This is a genomic window from Paenibacillus sp. ALE3 (assembly GCF_054113405.1).
In genome coordinates this window covers 5,391,002-5,411,725 of sequence record NZ_CM134214.1, presented here as the reverse complement: position 1 = coordinate 5,411,725, position 20,724 = coordinate 5,391,002, and the positions used below count along the sequence as shown (strand labels likewise).

Annotated in this window: 22 protein-coding genes; 13 read left to right on the top strand and 9 right to left on the bottom strand. The window is 39.8% G+C overall.

All coding sequences use genetic code 11. The annotated features are described in order from the left end of the window. Window positions 1-67: 67 nt before the first annotated feature. Window positions 68-694 (bottom strand): hypothetical protein, encoded by a 627-nt coding sequence (locus ACXHJ2_RS24315; RefSeq protein ID WP_129548475.1) that lies wholly within the window; start codon window positions 692-694, stop codon window positions 68-70. Window positions 695-840: 146 nt separating this feature from the next. Between ACXHJ2_RS24315 and ACXHJ2_RS24310 the strand changes: the two genes are divergently transcribed. Continuing rightward, the gene (locus ACXHJ2_RS24310; protein ID WP_165082207.1) at window positions 841-999 is read left to right on the top strand and encodes a hypothetical protein; all 159 of its coding nucleotides are present in this window, start codon (window positions 841-843) and stop codon (window positions 997-999) included. A gap of 34 nt (window positions 1,000-1,033) precedes the next feature. Beyond that, window positions 1,034-1,456 (top strand): tetratricopeptide repeat protein, encoded by a 423-nt coding sequence (locus ACXHJ2_RS24305; protein ID WP_090737553.1) that lies wholly within the window; start codon window positions 1,034-1,036, stop codon window positions 1,454-1,456. A 617-nt stretch (window positions 1,457-2,073) separates the two neighbouring features. Here ACXHJ2_RS24305 and ACXHJ2_RS24300 read toward each other — a convergent pair. Further along, window positions 2,074-2,916 (bottom strand): helix-turn-helix transcriptional regulator, encoded by an 843-nt coding sequence (locus ACXHJ2_RS24300; protein ID WP_129548476.1) that lies wholly within the window; start codon window positions 2,914-2,916, stop codon window positions 2,074-2,076. A 142-nt stretch (window positions 2,917-3,058) separates the two neighbouring features. On the opposite strand from ACXHJ2_RS24300, the gene ACXHJ2_RS24295 reads away from it, so the two are divergent. Then, window positions 3,059-3,661, top strand: coding sequence for an isochorismatase family protein (locus tag ACXHJ2_RS24295; protein WP_025679346.1), 603 nt, complete (start codon window positions 3,059-3,061; stop codon window positions 3,659-3,661). A 349-nt stretch (window positions 3,662-4,010) separates the two neighbouring features. Here ACXHJ2_RS24295 and ACXHJ2_RS24290 read toward each other — a convergent pair whose 3' ends face one another. Next, on the bottom strand, window positions 4,011-4,556 hold the full coding sequence (locus ACXHJ2_RS24290) for a TetR/AcrR family transcriptional regulator (RefSeq protein WP_064797525.1): 546 nt from the start codon (window positions 4,554-4,556) through the stop codon (window positions 4,011-4,013). 148 nt (window positions 4,557-4,704) lie between these two features. Between ACXHJ2_RS24290 and ACXHJ2_RS24285 the strand changes: the two genes are divergently transcribed. Further along, window positions 4,705-5,592 carry an NAD(P)H-binding protein gene (locus ACXHJ2_RS24285; RefSeq protein ID WP_165082209.1) on the top strand — a complete coding sequence of 296 codons (888 nt, stop codon included), beginning with the start codon at window positions 4,705-4,707 and terminating at the stop codon, window positions 5,590-5,592. Window positions 5,593-5,888: 296 nt separating this feature from the next. Here the strand turns inward: ACXHJ2_RS24285 and ACXHJ2_RS24280 are convergent, their stop codons facing one another. The 5 genes from ACXHJ2_RS24280 to ACXHJ2_RS24260 form a co-directional block, all read right to left on the bottom strand. Continuing rightward, window positions 5,889-6,101, bottom strand: coding sequence for a hypothetical protein (locus tag ACXHJ2_RS24280; protein ID WP_165082211.1), 213 nt, complete (start codon window positions 6,099-6,101; stop codon window positions 5,889-5,891). 582 nt (window positions 6,102-6,683) lie between these two features. Then, a complete protein-coding gene (locus ACXHJ2_RS24275; RefSeq protein ID WP_165082213.1) occupies window positions 6,684-7,211 on the bottom strand; it encodes a hypothetical protein in 528 nt (175 codons plus the stop codon). A gap of 157 nt (window positions 7,212-7,368) precedes the next feature. Then, window positions 7,369-8,370 (bottom strand): restriction endonuclease, encoded by a 1,002-nt coding sequence (locus tag ACXHJ2_RS24270; protein WP_165082215.1) that lies wholly within the window; start codon window positions 8,368-8,370, stop codon window positions 7,369-7,371. Between the two features lie 162 nt (window positions 8,371-8,532). Next, window positions 8,533-10,671, bottom strand: a complete 2,139-nt coding sequence (locus ACXHJ2_RS24265; protein ID WP_064963788.1) for an AAA family ATPase — start codon at window positions 10,669-10,671, stop codon at window positions 8,533-8,535. 32 nt (window positions 10,672-10,703) lie between these two features. Beyond that, window positions 10,704-11,633 (bottom strand): BsuBI/PstI family type II restriction endonuclease, encoded by a 930-nt coding sequence (locus ACXHJ2_RS24260; RefSeq protein ID WP_165082217.1) that lies wholly within the window; start codon window positions 11,631-11,633, stop codon window positions 10,704-10,706. A gap of 101 nt (window positions 11,634-11,734) precedes the next feature. On the opposite strand from ACXHJ2_RS24260, the gene ACXHJ2_RS24255 reads away from it, so the two are divergent. The 4 genes from ACXHJ2_RS24255 (at window position 11,735) to ACXHJ2_RS24240 (ending at window position 15,278) form a co-directional block, all read left to right on the top strand. After that, entirely contained in the window at window positions 11,735-13,300 is a 1,566-nt protein-coding gene (locus ACXHJ2_RS24255) for an Eco57I restriction-modification methylase domain-containing protein (protein WP_165082219.1), read from the top strand. A 102-nt stretch (window positions 13,301-13,402) separates the two neighbouring features. Further along, window positions 13,403-13,843 carry a hypothetical protein gene (locus ACXHJ2_RS24250; RefSeq protein WP_165082221.1) on the top strand — a complete coding sequence of 147 codons (441 nt, stop codon included), beginning with the start codon at window positions 13,403-13,405 and terminating at the stop codon, window positions 13,841-13,843. Then, window positions 13,824-14,216 carry a hypothetical protein gene (locus ACXHJ2_RS24245; protein WP_064963792.1) on the top strand — a complete coding sequence of 131 codons (393 nt, stop codon included), beginning with the start codon at window positions 13,824-13,826 and terminating at the stop codon, window positions 14,214-14,216. Before ACXHJ2_RS24250 ends, ACXHJ2_RS24245 begins: the two co-directional genes overlap by 20 nt. 24 nt (window positions 14,217-14,240) lie before the next feature. Then, window positions 14,241-15,278: a hypothetical protein gene (locus tag ACXHJ2_RS24240; RefSeq protein WP_165082223.1), complete on the top strand. Its 1,038-nt coding sequence runs from the start codon at window positions 14,241-14,243 to the stop codon at window positions 15,276-15,278. A gap of 42 nt (window positions 15,279-15,320) precedes the next feature. On the opposite strand, the gene ACXHJ2_RS24235 is transcribed toward ACXHJ2_RS24240, so the two are convergent. Next, window positions 15,321-15,665, bottom strand: coding sequence for a helix-turn-helix domain-containing protein (locus ACXHJ2_RS24235; protein WP_457874400.1), 345 nt, complete (start codon window positions 15,663-15,665; stop codon window positions 15,321-15,323). A 156-nt stretch (window positions 15,666-15,821) separates the two neighbouring features. On the opposite strand from ACXHJ2_RS24235, the gene ACXHJ2_RS24230 reads away from it, so the two are divergent. The 5 genes from ACXHJ2_RS24230 to ACXHJ2_RS24210 all read left to right on the top strand — a co-directional run bounded on the left by ACXHJ2_RS24230 (window position 15,822) and on the right by ACXHJ2_RS24210 (window position 20,651). Continuing rightward, window positions 15,822-16,121 (top strand): hypothetical protein, encoded by a 300-nt coding sequence (locus tag ACXHJ2_RS24230; protein ID WP_165082225.1) that lies wholly within the window; start codon window positions 15,822-15,824, stop codon window positions 16,119-16,121. Window positions 16,122-16,162: 41 nt separating this feature from the next. Beyond that, window positions 16,163-16,552 carry a hypothetical protein gene (locus ACXHJ2_RS24225; protein ID WP_165082227.1) on the top strand — a complete coding sequence of 130 codons (390 nt, stop codon included), beginning with the start codon at window positions 16,163-16,165 and terminating at the stop codon, window positions 16,550-16,552. A gap of 437 nt (window positions 16,553-16,989) precedes the next feature. Continuing rightward, the gene (locus ACXHJ2_RS24220; RefSeq protein WP_165082229.1) at window positions 16,990-17,976 is read left to right on the top strand and encodes a helix-turn-helix domain-containing protein; all 987 of its coding nucleotides are present in this window, start codon (window positions 16,990-16,992) and stop codon (window positions 17,974-17,976) included. A gap of 216 nt (window positions 17,977-18,192) precedes the next feature. Next, window positions 18,193-18,636, top strand: coding sequence for a hypothetical protein (locus ACXHJ2_RS24215; RefSeq protein WP_165082231.1), 444 nt, complete (start codon window positions 18,193-18,195; stop codon window positions 18,634-18,636). 86 nt (window positions 18,637-18,722) lie between these two features. Beyond that, window positions 18,723-20,651, top strand: coding sequence for a hypothetical protein (locus ACXHJ2_RS24210; RefSeq protein WP_165082233.1), 1,929 nt, complete (start codon window positions 18,723-18,725; stop codon window positions 20,649-20,651). Window positions 20,652-20,724 lie beyond the last annotated feature (73 nt).

Below are 20,724 nucleotides of genomic sequence, written 5' to 3'. Positions count from 1 at the left end.
TATTCTCCTTTCAACAAACCTCATCATTGTTATAGTCGTCGCTGCTTTTCAACTTCTTGGACTCAGCTTATCGAAGATTTCGTGATTCATAAAAACGATCTATCATTTGCTTTATTTTCATCGGAGTTCTCAACGAAACTTGCTTCCCATCTTCATCAAAGGTCAAATGCCCCTTAAATGCTTCTGGCATATCCTGATATTGTTTCTCGACTTGTTGATATACCTTTTCAAAACAGGAATACCCGTATTTTTTAATTAGAAGAGGAAACCCGAAAGCAGACCTTAGAAACTCATATTCATAGTAGTTATAAGGAGTAGTCTCCGGCCTCTTTATCAAGATCTTAAGAAAATGGTCCGTGACCTTTTCGATCTCTTCTTCTGGCGCATACTGTACTAATCCATGGATCGCGAGCAGCCTCATATCCAAATATCGTTCTTTTTTATAGGCTTTCTGAAAGAAATCCTTCAGTTCCAAATTCCTGCACCGGATTAAACCATACAGAATCTTATTTCGTAGGGCAATATTCTTCATTTTAAAATACAGTTGCTCTATCAGACCTACTTCATCTGTGGTTAAAAGCTCATAGGCTACATCACTTATTACGCAGCTAAACTTAGGATCATTTTCGCGAAGGGGGGCAGTCGTTAGGTACTTAATCGATTCCTTGTGAAGCTGTTGTTTATCATTTGGCATCTCTATCATCCTTTCTTCTAAATTATATCAAGCCATTTAAAATACTACATGCCATGCATGGCCCCTTTGAAAATAGTACTCACATAAACTAGAACGCGCTTTCAATCTATGAATAGGCCTAAAAATTTGGTAGACTCTTCATATGATTGCCTGAAGTCAAAGACTGTGTCGAGCGCATTCGCTTCATATTCCCGCCTGATCATGGAGAAGAATTTACAGATCATATCATTTGGGCGATAGGCTATTTATCGGCAATACTGGACGCCACCATTTTTGATGAAAGCCAACAAACGATCATTGGCTAAAACTCCTTAATCCAATAGAACAGGAGAGATCACTTTGCAGCTCTCAGATTCCACTTATTCCGCAATTAGGGCTCTATGTAAACAAGGCGATGACTTAGTGAAGGCAGGCGATCTTGATGCCGCCAAGCAAAATTATATTGCCGCCCTCCGTTTATTGCCTGAAAATCATCAAGAATGGGAGGCCGCTACTTGGATATATGTAGCTATTGGGGATGTCCACTATCGTATGAAGAATTACGATAAGGCCTTCAAGTGCTTTTTTAATGCCGTACAGTGTCCGAAGGGGTTGGGTAATCCGTATATTCACCTTCGGCTGGGGCAATTATATTATGAACAGGAAAACTTTGAAAAGGCGGTTGACGAGTTAACCCGGGCTTACATGGGCGCCGGTATTGAGATTTTTATGGAAGACGACCCAAAATATCTTGAGTTTTTGGAGACAAACATAGAGATTTGAAATTTCAGACTACGCAAGAGCTGATTACGGTACTTTTATATTTTTTTACCTTCAAACCATTCCATAATATTATTTTCGAATTCAACGGCGAAATCAAAAAAACTCACTCTCCATCGCTTTGGTAAAATTTCGCAGGTGCACGAATAAACATCCTGTATGCCATCCGGTGCAGACCTGTTGTATGAAAGTTCTGGTTAGCTATCGTATCCATTATTCTTCTGAACGGAGTTTCGCCCTATCGTTCTCTGGCTCTTTGCAAGGCGCTGTCAACAGCGGCTGGCGTCATTTCTAACGATTTCTACAATCTGTTTGGAGTCATGAATAAAAGGATAGTTAAGGCTGGTCAATGTGCCCTAACTGTTTCTCTTTACAGTGTCTCGCTTAAACAACCACTTTAGAGCAATCCTGTGAGTCATTAATCCGAACGATGAGACGACCGTTACGTTTGGCTAGGTCCATGCGCTGACGATTTTAGCCATATCCCCAACTCACCCACTTGAATTTTTTTACAAATTGGAATCATACTAACATCACGATGTTCGTTCATTATTCCATCCCGCTAAAGAAAGGTCACCTGCCAAAATGGAATAACTTCAACGGACGTGGCAAATGCTGAATTATCGATTAACCGCAGAAAGAAGTTTTCTCATTCTTTCAATTGTTGGGGTATCCAAAGGAATATTAACTGTAACCTGGAGGTCAACGGAGTCCATAGCCTGGAAGGAAAGATGACCAAAACGAAGGGAACCGACAACAGGATGATTAAGCAGCTTTTCACCTTCCGGCACATTTATAACTTGATGCAACGGCCACCATTCCTGGAACTCCTTACTTTGCTGGTGCAGGTCCTCAATAAACTCTCCCCACCAAGGATCCCCGACTGTATTTGCATAGTTGGCCCGAAACTGGGCTAACCGATGTTTGGCGTTCGCTTCCCAACTGTCACCCAGCATCCGCTTCGCATTATTCGTAGTGAATAGGCGCCATATCGAATTTCTGTCTCTTGCCGACATTGCTTCGTAATCTCCAAAAACAAGAATCGCGGCCTGGTTCCAGGCTACGACATCCCACCTTGAATTTACCACAAAGGCAGGGCTTTCCCCCTGTCTGTCCAAAAAATCCTGCAGTAGCCGGCTTACCTTGTTCTGTGGCGCTTGATTACTCGGGGGTAAGTGTCCTGCAGCGAGCAAGAAGAGATGTTTTCGCTCAATGTCGTTCATTCGCAGCGCACGGGACAAGCTATCAAGCACCTGGATGGATACCTGAATGTCTCTACCCTGCTCCAGCCATGTATACCAATCCACACTGATACCAGCGAGTATGGCAACCTCTGCCCTTCTAAGACCAGGTGTCCGCCGTCTTTCACCGGAAGGCAAACCTACCTGCTCCGGAGTCAGACGGGCCCGTCGGGTACGGAGAAATTCAGCTAATTCTCCGGTCTTTCCGCGTTCCTCCTGCATTTCATCTCATCCCTCCAGTATTTCTTTGTATTCTGGGAGTAACGCTCCTAGGTTAATTCCCTCTCTCGTTATTCTATATCATCGATTATATACTGACGTAGTCATCATTTTATTAAAAGATAAGGTTAGGAGGAGATTCTATATGAATCAACTAAATGGCAATCATTTGAAGGGTGAGGAACGAGCACCGTTATTGGATTGGAACAAGACTTCTCTGGTCGTCATTGACCTCCAAAAATGGATTAGCAGTCAGTATGCTCCTTATTCTGCCGAGATGGTCATTGCAAATTCAGCTAAGCTGGCCAATCTTTTTCGTAACAAGGGGGCTTTTGTGAATCTTGTACACGTATCCAGTAAAGACTTCAAGGATATACCTTCTCCCAAGCTCGATACCACGGTACCTAGACTGAACCTGATAGAGGGCTGGGATGAATTTGTTCCCGAGCTCGGAGTGACCGAGACAGACCATATCATCTCCAAAAAACAATGGGGGGCTTTCCATGGAACAGACCTTGATCTGCAGCTGCGCCGCCGAAATATTGATACGATCGTTTTATGCGGTATATCCTCAGGTATCGGAGTCGATACAACCGCAAGAGAGGCATTCCAGCACGGCTATCAACTTATTTTTGCAATTGACGCCATGACTGGGTTCACCAAGGCCGAACATGAGCATGTACGGAACGTTATTTTTCCGAGGATTGGCCGGATTCGCACAACGGAAGAGATCCTAGAAGGGATTTAGGTTCGCTTTAAAGGAAACCCGATTGTGTCTAGAATCAAAAAATGCTTTTAAAAATATGGTTGGCTATGGCTAGCCATATTTTCTGCCATTTATTCACCAAGTTCACACCAACCTACTCCGTCACAGTATGAGGTCGAATGTGAAGCAAATTTGCGTCATTTGTGATAGGGTTCTCCGCACTCTCTGTAACGGCAAGTTTTTTGTCTCTCTTATTCCTCGGGGTTATCCAGCTGCACGGCGGACATGACAAGAATTTGATTCGATAATTAAAAAGCCTTCGATATGAGGACTTCATTTGGGCAATGTTCTTGTCACCTGAATTTCGGCGCCGCAATAATCAAAAACTCTGTCAGTACTGACAGAGTTTTTGATACACCTCATAAACTGCGAGCACCTGCTCCACAAAGCCTTTCTCGGCACTTTCAATCCATTTGATAAAAGCCATGTGAAAAATTTCAACCGCAAATCGTGCGGCAAGCTCTGACAGCTCGCTATCATATTTGACAGACAAGACGTTTGTGACAGACTCAATCAGCGCCTGGCTTTTTAGCAGCTCACGCTCCTGCAAATCAGGGTTACTTTGAATAATTTGATTCCGCGCCAGCACCCTCTCCCGCTCGCCATCAAAGAAACTAAAAACCGAGGCAAAGCCATCAACCGCAAGCTTCAGCGGCTTTTGCTCGACGTCAAAATGGTCCGTGATAAAAGCCGCGACTTGTTGCCCCATCTCATTTCTTGTGTCAAAAAGCACGTCAGACTTGTCCTTGAATTGCCGGAAAAAGGTTCTCTCCGTCACACCTACAAGGCTTGCAATCTCTTGCACCGTCGTATTTTCATAGCCTTTTTCCATAAATAATTTCGTGGCCGCCGCCTGCAGTTTCTCTTTACTATTCATTTTACCATTCCCGTTTTTGTAATTTTTTACAACTTATCAAAAAGGTCAGTAACTGACATTTTTTCTTGACAACAGTATTCAGCAAGCGCATAATGAACTCCAATGTCAGTCACTGACACCACTTTATCAAAAAGAAGGAGAGAACACAATGAAAATCACAGTTCTCGGCTCACTCGGCAATATCAATCGTGTCTACCTTCCACGCCTCATCGCAGATGGTCACGATGTCACCGTCATCACAAGCTCCAAAGATCGGATCGCCGACATCGAGGCGCTCGGCGCCAAGGCTGCTGTCGGCTCAAACCGTGACGTCGACTTCCTCACCAAGGCTTTCACAGGCAGCGACGTCGTTTACCTCATGATTTCTGGCATCAATTTTGCCACTGGCACCGATATGTGGCAGACCGCCATCGAGCTTTCTGAAGATTACAAGACTGCCGTTCTAAACTCAGGCGTGAAAAACGTCATCAACCTCAGCTCAGTCGGCGCTGACAACCCCAACGCCGGCATCCTTTACAGCTATCATTTTGCAGAAGACGCGCTCAACTCGCTCGAAGGCGTGAACGTTGTTCATATCCGCCCTGTCGGCTTTTACAGCAATCTTTTTGCCGACATGCAAAGCCTCAAAGCCCAGCGAATCCTCTTCAGTCCAATTTCAGCCGACATCCCGCAAGGGTGGGTCAGCCCAGTTGATATCGCGGACGTCGCTTACGCTCTGATTTCTCACACCCCAGCGGGAAAAAGCACGAAATTCGTAGTAAGCGATTGGGCCACAAGCAACGACTGGCTAAATGCTCTTGCTGAAAATGATGTCGAAGCCAAATTCCAACAAATTCCCGTCGAAGCTCTCGCTGAAAATATGAAGAAAATCGGCTTCCATGAAAATACCGCCAACGGCTTCGCCCAATTGTACCGCGCGGGTGAAAGCGCCGACGAATTCTACGCCAGCCTCCGTGCCACCGACTACCACCTCGGCAAAGTCAAGATTGGAGACTTTGCAAAGGTTTTTGCAGATGTATATAAAAAATCAGTTTAAACCATTTTGGAGACTGTTTAAGGAAGAAAACGCGCCATAGCGCGCCTTTTCTTTCGTTAACAGCTAATTTTTATTTTGGATTACAAACCGTTCTTAATACCTCCACATAAACTTGCCCTTATTTATGGTACGGTTCACCGTAACATTTGTAGAGCGAAATCAAAAAGCACCCAAAGAAATGGGTGCTTTTATCCTTTCAAAATGCCTAATCAAAGTAACATACAAATTAATGTATATCCTAATTCTAAATCTTCTCTTCTTTTTCATAGAAAGGTATGTAGTAAGTTTCTTCATCTTCAAAGCTGACGATACTTTTGGCTATTTCTATATAACCATCTCATCTCAATTAATTCCATCATACATGATACCATGAAATCAATATGAAATCTGAAATTTTGGTGTGGATCGTTTCCACTTTTTAAAACAAAAACAGGAAAATCCAGCTTTTCTAATTCATCAATTCCAAGAATTTTTGTTGTTTCAATTACTTCCCATCCTCTACTGTTCATGTAACTAATTAGTTCTCTCACATTGATTGTACTAATGTAAAATTTCGTGCCTATAAGATGTCGATAATGAGTGACTCAACAAATGGGAATACTGTAATAGATAGACTACAGCCTAATAATTGCCTATGATCTAATGAATTCAATTTGAATACTTCATCAGTATTCCAGAATTCTCTGTGCATTGATTGGGCTGTTTTCATTATATCAATCCTATCCGTTGCTACCAATTTATCTATATCAATACAAGTGACACATTGGAAACAATTGATCATTTTTGAAGCCACTCCGTTCTTTTCAGCTTCTTTAAAACAATCTTTTAGTACATCAGGTCTATGGCTTCTTGATTGTTGTGTAAATAATTAACATTTTTACCATTTAAATTACCAGTGTTTGTATTAATGAAGTTTGTCAAGGAATTCATTCGTTCTTTTTGACGATTAATTCTGTTCCTCTTTATTAGCATTAATTGGTCTTGATCTAATTTTCATAAATTCCCGTCCAGAATATTAATTATTAGAACATTTATTGATTTAAATTATACTTTACTGTGCCTTAGTATTTTCAACTCACTAGGAACATTATCTAATTTTGAACCCTAACATGAGACTCCGCCTTATCTGAAAACTCTTTATCTTTAAATAGTTCAAGAATGTAGTCCGCAAGTTCATTATCCGTTAAATCTTTATAATGTTCTCCATCAATACCCATCGCTTCCAAAAAAGTCTCTGGCAACAATCGATACTCAAACCTTAACAATTCTCCTAGTGTAATTGGGTTCTCATCATTGAACAATCTGTTGTTTTCTTTAACTTCCTCTGTGTAATTTTCTTCATTAACCTTTTCAATCGCATCTAATATTCGATCCAAGAAATCGAAATCTATACCAACCATTTGTGTTATAAGCGCCGTTTTTACGTATGCATTTATCAATTCCATCACTTCAGTCCATTCTATATTGCCCTTACCGTAATTTAAATTTGTGAAATTAACACACACTCGAATTATCTCTGAAGTACTTAACTCCTCAGTTTGATTTTTTGGAAGTATGCTTTTTAAGCTTTCCAATTGCTCTAACATCTCTTCATTAACTCGTAGACTAATTGACTTCATCTCAAACACCTCCATTGTATTACAACGAAATACATTGTAATACATCATATGGCCGAATTAAGAAAATGTCAAGCGAGCTAAAATTCTCTTATGTATAGGTACCTTCGCTCACCATTTAAGAGAAGGTGCCAACTTCTTTGTCTATTTCAATACATCATTATTGTGCATTTGGGATATACACCTTTTTTAAAGATAATAAAGACTGTCGCTCTACTGGCATTTTTTCATACCACTCCTCCACCAACTGAACCAATTCAGATAGGTCTACAAGTTTTACACCATGTTGTTTGGCAACATTCTTAGCTTGTGAGGTAAAGCCACCGGTAGATACAAATAAACAATTTGCTCCCATAGGATTGGAACCTAATAGCTGTTGGATTTCTGGGCTCCCGGCAGTGGCCTTACGATGTTTCACTTGAACTTTTATTATCGGTTTTTCAAACCCAAACGCATCTCGGTGTGCAATAATATCAACACCACCGTCCGGGCCCTTAGGGCTAATTGCAACTTTATACCCCATACTCTCAAGTAACCCTCCAATCAAATCTTGAATTTGCCACTCATCAAGTTTATCTATTGCATCTTCTAGCAAGGTTATTGCTTGTTGGATAAAATCTGTATTATCAACGCTCTCGTCATCTACTGAATTCTGTAAAGCTGTTGGAAAAGATGGACTCTCTTCACCTCTCGACAATAAACGCTCAAACTCATCCCCCCAGGTATCAACACGAAACACTGTAGATATTCCCCCAAGTGAATTTTTAGCTCCTTGAGTTAATTGATCCCGAGAGATGCGTTTGGATTCCCATTTAACTCCAATCACATTTGGATAGTAATCATGGATTACCTTTGGGTCATAAAAGTATGGCTTGTTTATTTTCCCTATTATGTATTCACGTTTTTCTTTTGAATAGGTAATTATATTATCATTTACAGATATCTCTCTGCTGAACTTCCATACTTGGTGTCCCCATCCAATACGTGCTTTAGGCCTTTCCTTAGAGTATACCTCATGTGCCTTTTCAATTAGATTATCTCTATTTAGAAATTCCATGGGGTTACCAAGAGAACTCCAGCCAATTGTTGCAACCTGCTTTTTAAGCCACTCGGGTACCAACTCATTATTATCTCCTGCCCTAACCATCCACCATTTCTCCATTAGAAACCCTCCCAAGATTTATTCTTCGGTATATATTTTATATTAGGTAAAAATAAAAACATAAATAAAGCTGACGTCTATTGATACAGACGTCAGTCTATGGATGCTATATGTTTTGATATGTTTGATGCTCTGGGTTTTGACCTGTATAGTTTTCCTGTGTTACGAAGCTCCATTTTTCAGATCGACATCTGAGAGTGTAGCCACTTCGATCTCGAACATTCTGTAAAGTTGTCTAATAAGCTTCTTGAACTGCGTTGGTCGAGAAGACAATAGTATCTCAGTCATTTTTGTTTTTAATTTGTCATTCCTTACACCCGCACCTGAAGCTAATTTGCTCATTACTTTATTATATACAGACTTACCATCCATTAGTTCTTTCCAATTTTTATCCCAGTTGGCTGAAGAAAATTTCTCTTCCATAGAGTTAAAGTGTTCAATAAGTTCCTTCTCCAACTCTCTAATCTTCCCTGTTGATAATATGTCTTTAATATATGCTTCATGACCTTCTTTAGTATCCACTTGTAACTCACTTTGTTTTATAAGACCATTCATTTTCCCCATTGTGTTATTAAGAACATGATTCATATATTTTCTTTTGGTGTGTGGTAGCTGTTCATCTGCTTCTTCACGTATGATTTTTTCAATTTCTTCTTTTTGGGGAGCATTATAGTTTGAGTCTTCAAAATTCTTCAAAGCAACTCTTATTACAGATGGTTCTAAAAAGTAATTCTCCAACTCATGTTTTTCAAGAACTATAAAGTGTTCATCAAAATAAGATTGGTCATTGTTTCGCAAAACCTCTATTTCTTGGTTACTTCGGGTATCTCTGTCAATCAAAAAAATAAATTTAGGGTCGTTAAGATATCTCTTTATCTTTTGCAAAGACTGAAATACTCTAATTACTTCATGGCAGTTATCAAGCGTCTTAACTTGGATATTGTATTGGCTTACTGACTTTTCTAGTATCTCCACATCTGTCTTACCCTCAACAAAAAGAACTTTATCGTTAACATAACTTAAGCCTATCTCTCTTAATACTTTTTCACAGGACTCATAGTCGACGAGAGCTGCTCTGGTATCACGTAGGACGAAGTTAGATCCATTAGTGAAATTTTGGTAAATTAAACTTTTAGAATGTGTGAGAAGAAAAACTTGGCTAAGTCTAAAAAAATTATACTCTTTCTCAAGTTCTCTTTCTAAAGTTGGCAATTTAGCATTACTTTCAGTACCTAATGAATTAACAAATTTTTTATAATCTTCTGACTCAACAAGGCTCTGCAAAAGTGCGACTAATTTACTTGCCAGCTCTTCATGTAAGTGATTTTCTGGTTCATCAATTATAAGTATTCCCATGCTTTTTGTATAATTTATAAAAAGAAGTGAATACCAAAGCAATTTCTCTCCTGCGCTAAATCCACGCATATCATATTGCTTTGACTTATTAGGTCCTTTTTGCTGAGCAGTGATAACGAATTGATCTTCCTTTTGAATAAATGACAAGTTTTTAAGCATGAGATGGGGAGATAAATAATCGAAAAGAATTTTTGTGACGTGATAATATATGTCATTCCTTGGTGTATTCCCTTTTCGATTAGTTGGGTTTATTTTTTCATACAGATAATCGTTAACCATTAACTCATATAATTTTTCGAATGCGCTTTCTGGTTCAATCGCAAAATAGACGATACTAGAAACAGAGTCAATCACTTTTCTACTAGGTCTTAGTTTTACATTATCAAACATTACATCTTTCTCTATTATATTTTTACTTGAATTTATAAAAGCAACTATGTTTCGAGGAGTTTCCACATTCCAAAAGGCACCTAAAATTGTGTCATCTCTATCCATAATGAATATGTTCCATTGTGCCGTATCTCTGCTGACGCCATCCACTCTCAACCTGACCGTTACTTTAAATGTTTCATTCCCTTCTTTATTTATTGGCCAGTATATACTGAATTTTTCATCCCAAAGACTAATAGATGGTGGCAGTAATGCACGATCCTTGTTATCAAATTCAAAAGTAACCTCTGCATACGCACCTTTTTCAAAGGAAGAATTGTACAACTCTTTTCCAAAATCAGTAACTAATCTTTCATATTCTGTTTCTGAAATCAAGTGCTGCATTCGAGTAATAAAATAAGCCTTTTGTATTTGCATAATTGAAGAAAAAACAGTTGTCTTTCCAGCACCATTTCTACCACTTAACGTATTAATGGAGGTGCTGTCATTAAATTCAAAACTTACAGTCCTATTATACTTTCTAATTCCGCTTAGTGTGACGTTTACTAGTCGCATACTTTGTTTCTCCCTTAAGTGTTATACAAAAATTAAAAAGTCTCGTATACTGCTTTCATTTTTGTCTCTGCAATATAAGCGCTTGTCCCAGGAGCGATATTGTTTGAGAACTTCTGGAACACGCTGCGTTTCAAAAAAACTGTGCTCATTCTTAGAGAATATGGACATCTAGCAAAAAGAACTTCCAACTCTTTCTTTCTTAGAAAATCAACCGGACCAGATGATGCAACTGCTTCAAAGATCATAACTTCATTATTGGATTCATCGAAGCCTATAACATCTGGCAATTTAGCATGCTCGTCTACGGAAATACGTATTCTCTCAACTAATTCCTCGTCAATATATTTCTTTTTATTTCTCGTATCACCTAAATATACAAGGTATGTTCTTCGCCCCTCTTCAATAAATAATTCATCAACAATTAGTTTTTCAATAATATTATGATCACCGGGTGATAATAATAATAGTGGATGTGACTTAAACGGCACTTCAATTTGTACTTTATGATTTTCCAAGCTCTCAAGGTACTTTTTTCTATTAATAGTTGCTTCGTTGACAAAGCCTTGTATTTTATTCGAGAATAGAGATGGATCATCATATGTTTTTAGTAAACCATCAAACTCTTCTACAAGTGTATAATTAGTATTACCTGAATTAACAGGTCTGGTTGGGTCATCTTTGTTTACATGGACCAAACCAAAATCTACAAGATACTTCAAACTATGTTTTCTTACAGTCTCACGTGTATTCTCTGCATAATTTTTTCCGAGATCATTTCGTGCAAACTCTAGAATATCTGTAATTCTTGCTCCTTCGGCTAGACACTGATGTCCTAATATAAGTCCTTGGCGAGGTTTTCTATCCTGTAAGGCAATTACACATATAGCGGTTGTGTCTGTACAATTTTGTTCAGGAAATCCAACTCTTTGAAGAATCTCTTTTGCGATACCAATAGTTAGCATTATTTGAGCTCCTTGAGAAATTTAGTCTGCAACGTTGCAGATGTATCATCTCATACTACTTTACCATTGTCAATATTATCCTCTAAGGAGTTGTATCTAAAGTGGCTTTCCTAATTCAAGGAGGGGAACTGGTCTTTAACCAAGAAACTATATCCCCCAATAGTTTTCCTCAACTAATAAATGACATCATGACTGCTACAAGAAAACTTATACAAACCGAAGATAAGGAAGCTTTCGAACAATTTTTTACCGATGTATCTACCGCAACCTTCATGGCCAGTTTATTTAAATCTCGTAAAAATAAAAAAATCAAACTTTTAGATGCTGGAGCCGGAATAGGTGTTTTAGGTGCAGCTGTAATTAATGAAATATGCTCTTGGGAAAACAAACCTGAAGAAATCACTTTAGTTGCTTATGAAATAGATAAAAGTCTCATTGCATCACTGCAAGAAACGTTATATATATGCGAGCAACTATGTTCTTTAAACGGAATTAAATTAAATTTCCAAATAATTAGAGAAAATTTTATATCTTCAAGTGTTCAAGCTCTTCCTGCCGCTCGAAAGGCAAACAAATTCGATTTAGCAATTCTAAATCCACCCTACAAGAAAATTAGCAGTGATTCAGAAGAAAATCGTTTGCTTCTCTCCATCGGAGTAGATGTTTCCAATCAATATGCGGCCTTTGTTTCTTTGGTAAAACGCTGGTTGGTACCAAAAGGAGAATTTGTAGCTATTACACCAAGGAGCTTTTGCAACGGACAATACTTTAGAAATTTTAGAAGTGATTTGACTAGTGATACAACAATCAAACATTTCCACCTCTTTGATTCCCGTACAAAAGTGTTCTCAGGGGAGGAAGTATTACAAGAGAGTGTCATTTACCATGCGATTAAGCAACCACCGAAGGTAAAAGATAGAGTTACATTAACTTTTAGTCAAAGTCTAAATCTCGAAGATATTCAGGTTAATCAGGTACTCTATAGCGAGTTAGTTCATCCTGATGATCCATTGTCTATCTTTAGACTAGTAAGAAACAATGAAGACGATGAGATTAAAACCAAGATGCATTCTCTGCCGTCCACGCTTAATGATCTTCAACTTACTTTATCAACAGGGCCGGTTGTTGATTTTAGGGAACCAAAGGAAACATTAATAAAAGAATCTAGTAACAACAGTGTGCCTCTAATATATCCCGAGCACTTTAGTCAAGGCCAAGGTTTCGTTAAATGGCCCAAAGAACATGTGAAAAAATATAACTGTCTGATAACCACAGATGCAAATTTTAGGCGATTACGACCAAATGGAAATTATGTAGTAGTAAAGCGGATGACATCAAAAGAAGAACTTCGGCGAGTGGTTGCAGCTGTATATCAGGAGAGTGATGCTACTCCGATGATTGCTTTTGAAAATAAAATAAATTTCTATCACACAAATGGAGCAGGATTTGATTTTATTTTGGCCAAAGGACTCTCCCTATATTTAAACTCTACGCTTGTTGACAGGTACTTTAGACAATTTAGTGGAAATACACAGGTAAATGCTACAGATTTGCGAATGATTAGATATCCTTCGTATGAGCAATTAATGGAATTAGGATCAAGATATACGGATATCTTACCTGACCAACAAATGATTGACCTAATTGTAGATGAGGTATGCTTCTAAGTCTTGTCCAATGGTGAATTAAGGTTAGTAACTTATTTTATGTAATAAAGAAAGTTTCATTTTTATATCATACTTATGAATACAATTCATGGAGGTATACAAATGAACAACACACACAGAAAACTCTTAGCACTGTTGGAGTCAACCCTCAACCCCGAGGGCGACATCCAATTCTTAGCCATCTCAGAAAAACAAATCCAAGTCCACGAAAAAGAGCGGCCCGTACACCAAGTGCGGGTCGCTCTTACTTTTCAGGAAGGAGACACAGTAAATCCTTATTATGACGGTACAGATTTGTTCGTGACCATGGGAAAGGAAAACATCCAATTCACGCTGGAAAAAGATTGGGTAGATGGACCTCCAGCTATCGAAGGAAGTCCCATTGAGTTCGCGTTGGGCTGGGTATCGGAACTGGCCGAACCATTCTATGTTTCGCCTGAAGCTCTTGCAGTAGCAAAAGCTAACAACCATCCCCGCTACGGTAATGCCCACAAGTCAATAACCATCAGGAGGAATCAGAAAAGTGATCGACCTGACATCTGATGCACAATTCGCAACCCTACTCCAGAACAGCGCACTCCCTAACGAGTGCCTTACATTCATCCACGATTACATGCAACAACTCCGTTGCGCATTTGAAAACGAAGTCTGCCCGCCACCCGGCCAATGGTTCTTCATTCTGGAAAACGCTGATCAACTTATTCCAATCCTTCACGACCAAACAGCCTTCTCATGCTCGGCGGGTACGTATTACCCTGAATACATCGAACGATATACTTTTGATAATGGCCACACCTTCTATAAAATCTACGTCATGCTGGACAACGAATGCAGCATGACGTTTTTTACGTTACAAGGTATTCATTCCACTGAGGCGGAACAGTGGCTCCTCGCCAACGCCGATCAAGCCTATTAAATCACCAAAAGGAGCATCTTTCAAATGTCCATGCAATTGACTGACGCCAAGAAAAAATTACTGGCTGCGCTTATCAAGACACATCATGAACAGCATCTTAGCCGATTTCCTTTTGCTAAATATCCCGTTGAGCCGTTGGAGGTCTGGAAGAAGCAATTCACTGATCCTGCCACCATCGAAGTCCATACACTACGTGCTGCCCTGTCATGGTCTTGTGGCAAGTGGCAACAGCAAAGCATTTCCTATCCATACAAAAAGCTTCATCTGATTGTCATTAGCAACTGGAAAAACTTTGTGGAGCAATATAAACCTGAACCGTCCCTCGTCATCTCCTACTGGATGGAGTTGCTTGGAAAAGGAGAATACGTATACAATACTGTCACCTTTCTCGCCCATCTTCTATGTGCCGAGCAGGTCGAGCTTGCAGATTCCCGCCGCGTCAAAGGCATGAATGACTTGCTCAAAGAGGCTGAGCTCCCGGACGAGTGTGCAGAGCTTGAAGATGTTGTTGCCTCTGTAGAGCAATACAGCGAATTTTACCGTCAAGTCCTGCCCAAGACACAATCCACCCTTGGCGACCAGGCTTCCTTAAAGCTCAGTCGCTTTTTGTTTGCTTACGGATACCGAGATGTTCTGGGCAAAGTGGCCGAGCGCACGTCAAACAATCTTGAGCCGATTGTAACCGCACTTGACTGGGAAACAATTGATAGTAAACGCTTTAACTTGGACCTGATTTCTGAAAGAGCAAACGCTGATATTCTGTTCGCCTGCCTCCTGCTCGCATTGGAAACAATGCCGAATATTCCTGACAAGTTCATCATTCAAGATATTTTGAATTTGATACCGTTAGGTACGGCAGGAATATGTAATCCAGCCAGCTATAACTATGCTCTAATTTCTATGTTCGGTAATCAGAAAGGGAGAGACTACTTTGTTTTCGAGGATGAGTCCATTAGCAAATCCTTTACTGAACAGGCTAACAGTTCGACAAGGGATATGCACTTTTACCTTCGTTTTTCTAACTCAAAAATCCATATAAATGATAGGTACTTGAATATCTAATTCAGAAATTACCTGTTGTTAGGTCAAAAAAAATTGGAAGGTTCAGTAACCTTCCAATACTAATTCTATGATTTTCAGTATTCTCTCCTGCTCATTCTTATCTCGATGCCGAATATCATTGATTACCTTTAGAAGTCTTCCATCCATTTCGTCATACTCAGCAGGTTGAATATACCGAAAAAACTCTTCAAGAGTAATCTGAAACGCATTTGTAATTTTGGTAAGAACCTCTACACTGCACACTTTCTCAGCTCTTTCAATTTTCCCAATATAGGTTGTGTGCAAACCTGCTTGATGACCAAGTTCTTCTTGGCTCCAACCGCGCTTCTTCCGATAGCTTCTTATGGTTTGTCCAATAAGGACGACTATGTTATCCAATGTAATCACCTTATTTCAAACATATCTACATGAATTACCACAACCAATAGTCTATAGGATATAAATTTTATATAATCTATTCTAAAGTATATTTTTATGGTACAATTTTACTAATAGTAACACTTGATAGGACTAAACTACTGCATAAATTATTAGGAGGGGAACATGGATATCGTTTTCTTAATCTTGGTTTTAATTTCAGCAACCTTTCTCTATTGGGTAATAAATCGAATCTTTAATATTGTGTATTTTGGTTTCAAAGGTATTCTGGCTTTGTGGATTGGTTGTGCTGCAATTTCTGCTTTTATCCTAGCTCAAGCACTCACTTTCATTATTAATCATTTTGGTTGGTTTCTTGCTGGAGCAATCCTATTGACCACACTAATCATTATTGTAAAAAGAAAATTTGGAAAACAGTCAGAACAACACCGTTTTGAGGGAAGTAATGAAGAAAAAAACATTTAACAAGTTCTGTTTTTATCTAATTATTTTGAAAGGATTTAACTATGAAACATCTTGGAAAAGATTTCAGTGTTCTCATTTTACTCATACTTGGGCTATCATTGCTCACAAGTTGCAACAACAATACTTTAAACACAACAGATAAAAATCAAGAACTTGTTGTAATAAACGTGAAACGTACAGGCGGGCTCTTAAATGGAATTGGTAAGGTTACGGTCTATGTTGATGATGAGCAAGTGATGAAGGTGAAAAATAATCAAACCAATTCGGCTGATCTCTATCTTTCGCCAGGCGTACAAAGCATTCAGACCAAAGGACAAGGCGACAAAAGTAGCATCGTGAACTTTGAGGTTGTTGCTGGAGAAGATAACACCTTTACCTACCACACGGAAATCAGAAATATTTATGGAGTAAGCCTAGAAAGAACACAATGAATGTAAACTATATTTCCCTCGGAGACTGTCGCGCTCTTGAATATATGTATGAGTTGAGACTCCATTCGTCCACTATGTTCTATTAATCAAATACGAAGAGCTATCGGTAATTTCCGAAGGCTCTTCTTTTTTTCATTTCATGGTCATGATCAAAAAAATCCATACTTCCACGACACAAAATTGTAAATAAATGTATATTATAATCTTGTATGACGCTGAGACGCTCAGCGTGCGGCACGTAGGATCATAAAAGGAACATGCAAAATCTGGTCCGTACCAAAATATATGCTCATACTAGCCATACAAATGTGTAAATTACGCTGATCGTTTCATCCTCTCTTTTTAGAAAATTATCTTCAATAAGTGTTTTTCAAATTGAATTTAGGAAATATTCTGAATTATGATGTGTATAGTTTACATAACAAGGAGATAGAAAAGTGGACGTTTCTAAGTGTATTGAAAAAGAGCTTTTGAAAGAGTATATCCCCCAATACAAGCAAAATCGCTTGAAGACAATAGAATACTACCTTAAAGGATATACTCCTGCTGAAATCTCCAACGAGATCGGGATTTCATTACGGAGTATACAACGTTACATAAAGGATTATAAGGAAACAGGTATAAAGGGTCTCCTCAGCAAACAATCACCCGGTAATCACAATTCACTCACCACCAAACAAAGAGCAGAAGTGATTCGTGATCTGAAGAAATCCCCCCGAGACTTCGGATATCCTATTTCAAGCTGGTCACCTCCTACCTTGGCTATGCATTTACAAAAAAAGTTTGAGTTAACTATGTCCATGGAATGGTGCAGGACTTTCCTAATTAATCACCTTAAGAATGATTCGACTAGCGAACCATTGAACCATTTGTCTCTGAAGAAGGCGAGAAAAGAATTCAAAAATGTAATCAAGGATCTTTCCAACTCCGGTTCAGATGTATGGATATTTGATCAATTCTATGTGGGATACAGACCAATAGAGAAAGTTCTAATACGACACAGAGGAAAGCGTGCGATTGTTTTATGTGCAAAGCAATACAATGGATTAGGAACAATTTGTCATCTTGTTAACCCTTCCCGAGATAAAAAAGAAGAGTGGGAGGATCTGCTTAAGGCAACGCTGGAAAAAGCTAAAACGCAAAAGCTGAATTTCTATTTACCGAAATCACAATATACAAAATTCGTCGTTTCACGCTTTAGAAACACTAGTAAGAAAGACCTCTCTATTGACTTTCTTCCTCATGGACTCTCTCACTTTGATACCGTTCAAGACGTAAAAAATGAGGTCATAGATGAGTTGAAGAACTCACAAAAAGTTCGAAAGCATGCCAATGCAATTAGAAAAAAGTACAACAAAGAAGTACTTACTCAAGCAGAACTAGAAAAACTAAAAGAAATTATCGAAAAGCTGAGTGCTAAATAAAGTGCTCAGCTTATTTGCTTATAATTTGCGACATATTTATTTGGTTTTGAAATAATTAAGATATGCCTTATGAATACTGACTTTTAAAAAAACATATTCTTTTCCGCGAGCACATGCCTGCGGAAAGCCGAATCATGTGCAAAGAGGAAATATGGACTTCTGTTAAGCTACTACATGTCCGTACGAAAATCCTTAAAAAGAACAGGAGAGTCCTTCATGACAGAAATCAAAAATGAACAACTCGTAGGAATCGACGAAGAACTACAATCCATCTTTGGAGCAGACTTTCGTCCCTCTAACAGCAAGCAGATCAATAGATCAGTCGTACAGAAAGGTGTACTCACTATTGTTAATACAAAAGCAAATGGTAAGAGGATCTTAATCGCATCTGATGTTATCAAAAGAATGGGCAACCCAACTCAAATACATGTGGCTCTAAACGATAAAGGGATCGTTATAGGGCAAAGTATTGCAGAAAATTACTTTCAATTAAAAGACGCCGCCAATAAAAAGGTTATTTATTCTAGTCAACTTGTAAAGGAGATAACCGATGCATTCAACCTGGATTTCTCAGAAAAAACATGTATCTCCTATCAAAATGTCTCCTATGTACAGTACATGGGTCATACCCTTGCTTCCATAGATTTCAATCAAGATTAATCAACTGATTGAGTATCTGAACCCATTGCTTGTTGGGTGGGATGTACTCCCGCCCGCAAATAACTCAGTAAATTGGAGGAATCTTTATGAAACCGATAAACAAACCCTCGTCGGCAAATGACGATAATAATATGTCAACCAGCGAAGCCACAAATGCCATGGCCCAGCGCTCCAAGCTTCCAAGACCTAAACAACGTTTTGGTAAAAAATCGACAACAGGCTCACAACGTACTGCGAACCAAAAGACAGTTGCATCGTATTCGAAGTTGCTTCCCTCCAGGTACAGCATACACAAAGGCAATCTGTGTCTGGTTAAGATCAAAATTGATGGTGATGCGGATTACATACCGATTGCCAACTTTGTAGCCCGAATATCCAAAACGATTACGAAGGACGATGGCGCAGAACAGACGACTCTGTACGAAATCGACGGAGTTATCATTAATTCAGGAAAAAAACTGCCGGCCGTACTAGTCCCAGCAAGTGATTTTGAGAGCCTGAAATGGCCCTCGATGTGGGGACCTGAACCGAATATTCTTCCTGGCCATACAATGCGGGACACCATTCGCCATGCCATTCAATCGACGGCGATAGGAGTGGTAAATGAGCGGATTTTCGCTCACCTTGGCTGGGTAATTATCGACGGAAAGTGGACATATCTCCATGCAAATGGAGCCTTGGGTGTGCCCCATGTCAAGGTTGAAATGGATACGCGACTCAAAAACTACGTACTTCCCGAAACATCGCCCGATCCCGTTAAAGCAATGAAGACGAGCCTCAAACTGTTGAACTTGGCTCCGACTCGTGTGACGCTCGTGTTGTGGAGTTTGACATTTCTTACACCTCTATGTGAAGTACTGCGAAAAGTGAACCTGGAACCGAAATTCCTAGTTTGGCTTCACGGGTACACTGGTTCGCGTAAAACAACCCTTGCGAAGCTGTTCCTCAGTCACTTCGGCGAGCTGCTGGAGCATCCTCCCGCTAGCTTCAAAGACACGGCAAACTCCGTGGAAAAGCGCGGGTTCGATACCAAGGACTCACTCCTTCTAATTGATGATTACCATCCGACGAGCTCGCCTCAGGAAAAGCGAGCCATGGAGCAACTAGCACAGCAAATTCTGAGAGGCTACGGCGACAGAGTTGGACGAGGAAGGATGAAGCAAGACACTACACTGAGGCAGGACTATCCTCCACGTGGCATGGCGATTGTAACAGCCGAAGATTTAGTGAGTGGAGGTTCCAGTGCTGCACGTTTGTTTCCTACCGAGCTCCTGAAAACAGACGTTGATCTTAATCTGCTGACGAAAGCACAGCACGAAGCTGAAAGACTAAGAGAAGCGATGACAGGTTACATAGGATGGGTCGAACAAATGATGAACGCATCTAAAGAGTATAGCTCTATAAAAGACCTTTTCATTCAGAAGAGAAATGAGGCCGCCGCCCTGGGTGTTCACGGCAGACTGATTGAAGCATCTACTTGGCTTTATCTTGGCCTTCATTTCGGGCTGAAGTACGCCGTAAGCGTCGGAGCGCTTGAATCTCCAAGAAGACAGCAGCTTCTTAAAGAGGCTTGGAACATATTTCTGGATACGGCTAGCGAGCAAGGAGAGAAAGTTACCGAGATCAAACCCTCCGTACGGTTTACAGTTATCGTTTCACAATTGCTGGCTAACCGGAGCATTCATACCGAGATTACCCGTCATGAGCCCTTGCCCGAAACTGTACCGACAAGCAGCATTCATGTCGGCTGGCATGACCAAGACTATTATTATTTTCTTCCGGAAGTTCTGTATAACCAAGTAAACCTCTTCTTCTCTAGACAAGGAGAGCAGTTTCCGATTTCTACTTCAACGCTATGGAAGGAGATGGCCGATGCAGGCATGATTCACACCGAAACCTCAAAAGAGGGTAGTAAGGAACGGCGGCACATGCTACCGAAAAAGACAATCAAAAAGCAGCGTAAAAGATTGCTCTGGGTGAGGAGGGAAGCCCTACAGGAGCAGGATGCCATTTAATCACACTGACGGCAAAAAAGATTTCTACAGAGGCGCAGTAAGCATTCCGCCCCCTGACCGGGTGCAAAGCCCT

Coding starts and splice junctions, on each gene's coding strand:
- ACXHJ2_RS24315 (WP_129548475.1), bottom strand. CDS start 694: ATGCCAAATGATAAACAACAGCTTCACAAGGAATCGATTAAGTACCTA.
- ACXHJ2_RS24300 (WP_129548476.1), bottom strand. CDS start 2,916: ATGCAGGAGGAACGCGGAAAGACCGGAGAATTAGCTGAATTTCTCCGT.
- ACXHJ2_RS24295 (WP_025679346.1), top strand. CDS start 3,059: ATGAATCAACTAAATGGCAATCATTTGAAGGGTGAGGAACGAGCACCG.
- ACXHJ2_RS24290 (WP_064797525.1), bottom strand. CDS start 4,556: ATGAATAGTAAAGAGAAACTGCAGGCGGCGGCCACGAAATTATTTATG.
- ACXHJ2_RS24285 (WP_165082209.1), top strand. CDS start 4,705: ATGAAAATCACAGTTCTCGGCTCACTCGGCAATATCAATCGTGTCTAC.
- ACXHJ2_RS24280 (WP_165082211.1), bottom strand. CDS start 6,101: ATGAACAGTAGAGGATGGGAAGTAATTGAAACAACAAAAATTCTTGGA.
- ACXHJ2_RS24275 (WP_165082213.1), bottom strand. CDS start 7,211: ATGAAGTCAATTAGTCTACGAGTTAATGAAGAGATGTTAGAGCAATTG.
- ACXHJ2_RS24270 (WP_165082215.1), bottom strand. CDS start 8,370: ATGGAGAAATGGTGGATGGTTAGGGCAGGAGATAATAATGAGTTGGTA.
- ACXHJ2_RS24265 (WP_064963788.1), bottom strand. CDS start 10,671: ATGCGACTAGTAAACGTCACACTAAGCGGAATTAGAAAGTATAATAGG.
- ACXHJ2_RS24260 (WP_165082217.1), bottom strand. CDS start 11,633: ATGCTAACTATTGGTATCGCAAAAGAGATTCTTCAAAGAGTTGGATTT.
- ACXHJ2_RS24250 (WP_165082221.1), top strand. CDS start 13,403: ATGAACAACACACACAGAAAACTCTTAGCACTGTTGGAGTCAACCCTC.
- ACXHJ2_RS24240 (WP_165082223.1), top strand. CDS start 14,241: ATGTCCATGCAATTGACTGACGCCAAGAAAAAATTACTGGCTGCGCTT.
- ACXHJ2_RS24230 (WP_165082225.1), top strand. CDS start 15,822: ATGGATATCGTTTTCTTAATCTTGGTTTTAATTTCAGCAACCTTTCTC.
- ACXHJ2_RS24225 (WP_165082227.1), top strand. CDS start 16,163: ATGAAACATCTTGGAAAAGATTTCAGTGTTCTCATTTTACTCATACTT.
- ACXHJ2_RS24215 (WP_165082231.1), top strand. CDS start 18,193: ATGACAGAAATCAAAAATGAACAACTCGTAGGAATCGACGAAGAACTA.
- ACXHJ2_RS24210 (WP_165082233.1), top strand. CDS start 18,723: ATGAAACCGATAAACAAACCCTCGTCGGCAAATGACGATAATAATATG.